We start from the raw sequence: 3,157 nt of genomic DNA on the forward strand, positions 1-3,157 counted from the left end.
CAACTACACTCCCAAAATCCTCCGCCGCCGGTGAAGACATTAAATTGAACCACCGGCGGCACGCCGCAGCATCCGGCGGGCCCCCGGCCCGGCACCGCGCCCCAGTACCCCGCAGGAGTGCCGCACGCCGCTGTCCCCCGGCACCCCTCAGCCGCACCGCCGGCCGCGGCCCCTCGGCACCCCCCTGCTCCTCCGCGCGCGGACCGCACCGGACAGGTCCCGCTGCCGCCCGTGGGCACCTCGCCCGCCCCGGTCCCGGAGCACGGTTCCGGGACCGGGACGGCGACGCTCGCCGTCCTGCTCATCGGTCCCGCCGGCGCGGGCAAGACGACCGTCGCCCGGCACTGGGCGCAGCGCCGCCGCGTGCCCACCGCGCACATCAGCCTCGATGACGTCCGCGAGTGGGTCTGTTCCGGCTTCGCCGACCCGCAGTCCGGCTGGAACGAGCACTCCGAAGCGCAGTACCGACTCGCCCGCCGCACCTGCGGCTTCGCCGCCCGCAACTTCCTCGCCAACGGAATCTCCTGCATCCTGGACGACGCCGTCTTCCCCGACCGGCCCGTCGTGGGCCTCGGCGGCTGGAAGCGGCACGTCGGACCCGGTCTGCTGCCCGTCGTCCTGCTGCCCGGCCTGGAGGTCGTGCTGGAGCGCAATGCCGAGCGCAGTGGCAACCGACGCCTCTCGGACGAGGAGGTCGCCGCCATCCACGGCAGGATGGCCGGCTGGTACGGCTCGGGCCTGCCGATCATCGACAACTCCACCCACGACGTCGAGACCACCGCCCGGATGCTCGACGACGTCCTGGCCCGGGCGATCGCGAGTCCGCCCGCCTGGTGACCCGTGGTGGCCGTGCCCGGATGGTCGTCCTGAACAGGCCGCCGCGGCTGGCTGCTCGTAGGCTCGGAGCATGTCAGAGGTGTATGCGGACCGCCGGGTACGGCTGCGCGACCGGTGCGCGGCCGCAGGCAGCACGGCGGCCCTGGTCTCCCGCCCCGCCAACGTCCGTTACCTCGCCGGCGGCTCGCCGCCGGGCGCCGTGCTGCTCGTGGGCCCGGAGCCGGAGGCGGACGTCCTGCTCCGCCCCGTCGCACCCGGCGGCGAACCGGCCGACGGTCGGCTCGACGAGCTGCTCCGGCAGCAAGTCATGCCCACCGGGGGCGGAGACCCGGTGGTCACCGCCGTCGAGCTGGCCCATCGGGCCGGCGCCGATGCGCTCGCCGTCGAGGAGCACCACCTGACGGTGACCCGGCACCGGGCGATGGGCGCGGTCGCGCCCGGACCTCACCTCGCGGATCTGGCCTGTGCCGTGGAGCAGCTCAGGATCGTCAAGGACGAGGACGAGATCGCCTGCCTCCGCATCGCGGCGGAGATCGCCGACCAGGCCCTCGGCGAACTCCTGGAATCGATCCTCGTCGGGCGTACCGAGCGTCACCTAGCCCTGGAGCTGGAGCGGCGCCTCGTGGACCACGGTGCGGACGGGGCGGCCTTCCCCACCTCGGTGGCCACCGGCCCGCACTCGGGGCGCCGGCGGCACCGGCCGACCGACCGCCGGGTCGAGGAAGGCGATTTCCTCTCCGTCTGCCTCGGTGCCGACTACCGCGGCTACCGGTGCGAGATCGGCCGCACCTTCGTCATCGGCACCACTCCCGCCGACTGGCAGATCGAGTTGTACGAGCTCGTCTTCGCCGCTCAGCGGGCTGGCCGGGAGTCCCTCGCACCGGGTGCGGAGTACCGGGACGTGGACCGGGCGGCCCGCCAGATCCTGGACGCCGCGGGGCACGCGGAGGCCGCCGTGCCGCTCACCGGGCACGGGGTGGGGCTCGAAATCGACGAGGACCCGCAGCTCTCACCCTCGGCCATGGGTAAACTGGACGCTTGTGTGCCGGTCACCGTCGAACCGGGGGTCCACCTCCCGGGCCGGGGCGGGGTCCGGATCGATGACACGCTCGTCGTGCGCCAGGAGGCGGACGGCGGACCCGAGCTACTCACCATCACGACCAAGGAGTTGCTCGCGCTGTAAGGCGCGTACGCCTCCGAGGTCCCACGTCAGTCCAGGAGATTCCGCAACCGTGGCTTCCACGAACGACCTCAAGAACGGCATGGTGCTCAAGCTCGAAGGCGGCCAGCTCTGGTCCGTCGTCGAGTTCCAGCACGTCAAGCCCGGCAAGGGCCCGGCCTTCGTGCGCACCAAGCTCAAGAACGTGCTGTCCGGCAAGGTCGTCGACAAGACCTTCAACGCGGGTGTGAAGGTCGACACGGCCACCATCGACCGCCGTGACATGCAGTTCTCCTACATGGACGGCGACTACTTCGTCTTCATGGACATGGAGACGTACGACCAGCTGCACGTCGACCGCAAGGCCGTCGGCAACGCCGCCAACTTCCTGGTCGAGGGCTTCACCGCCTCCGTCGCGCAGCACGAGGGCGAGGTGCTCTACGTCGAGCTCCCCGCCGCCGTCGTACTGACGATCCAGCACACCGACCCCGGTGTCCAGGGTGACCGTTCCACCGGTGGCACCAAGCCCGCCACGCTGGAGACCGGCCACGAGATCCAGGTCCCGCTCTTCATCACCACCGGTGAGAAGATCAAGGTCGACACGCGCACGAGCGACTACCTCGGCCGGGTGAACGACTAACCGTGGCCGCTCGGAGCAAGGCCCGCAGGCGGGCCTTCCAGATCCTCTTCGAGGCCGACCAGCGCGGAGCTTCCGTCCAGGATGTCCTCGCGGACCAGGTCCGGCTCGCGCGGTCCGACGACCGTCAGCCGCCGGTCAACGAATTCACCATGCAGTTGGTCGAGGGGTACGCGGCCCATGTGGCGCGGATCGACGAGCTCATCGCGACCTATGCGGTGGACTGGGACCTCGACCGCATGCCCGTTGCCGACCGGAACATCGTGCGCCTCGGCGCGTACGAGGTGATCTGGGAGGACGGCACGCCCGACGCGGTGGCGATCGACGAGGCGGTGCAGCTCGCCAAGGAGTTCTCCACCGACGAATCCCCGACCTTCGTCAACGGTCTGCTGGCGCGCTTCAAGGACTTGAAGCCGCGCCTGCGTCGGGACGCCGACGCGGACGCCTGAGTCCGCAGGAAGCGTCCCCGGCGGTCGATGGGGCTCGTGGCACCGTGTGTGCCGCGGGCCCCATCGGCGTTGGTC

4 protein-coding genes are annotated in these 3,157 nt (G+C 71.2%); all 4 read left to right on the forward strand.

What is annotated here, in order from left to right; genetic code table 11:
- Positions 1 to 117: 117 nt before the first annotated feature.
- Positions 118 to 837, forward strand: a complete 720-nt coding sequence (locus ACFW2Y_RS35295; protein WP_384887696.1) for an AAA family ATPase — start codon at positions 118 to 120, stop codon at positions 835 to 837.
- A 70-nt stretch (positions 838 to 907) separates the two neighbouring features.
- Complete coding sequence (locus ACFW2Y_RS35300; RefSeq protein ID WP_384887698.1) at positions 908 to 2,020, forward strand: aminopeptidase P family protein; 1,113 nt, start codon at positions 908 to 910, stop codon at positions 2,018 to 2,020.
- A gap of 49 nt (positions 2,021 to 2,069) precedes the next feature.
- Entirely contained in the window at positions 2,070 to 2,636 is a 567-nt protein-coding gene (efp, locus tag ACFW2Y_RS35305) for an elongation factor P (RefSeq protein ID WP_384887701.1), read from the forward strand.
- A 2-nt stretch (positions 2,637 to 2,638) separates the two neighbouring features.
- Positions 2,639 to 3,082 carry a transcription antitermination factor NusB gene (gene nusB, locus ACFW2Y_RS35310; RefSeq protein ID WP_384887704.1) on the forward strand — a complete coding sequence of 148 codons (444 nt, stop codon included), beginning with the start codon at positions 2,639 to 2,641 and terminating at the stop codon, positions 3,080 to 3,082.
- Positions 3,083 to 3,157: the final 75 nt, after the last annotated feature.

Origin of the sequence: Streptomyces sp. NPDC058877 (assembly GCF_042742855.1) — a bacterium.
In the GTDB taxonomy this organism is placed as follows: domain Bacteria; phylum Actinomycetota; class Actinomycetes; order Streptomycetales; family Streptomycetaceae; genus Streptomyces.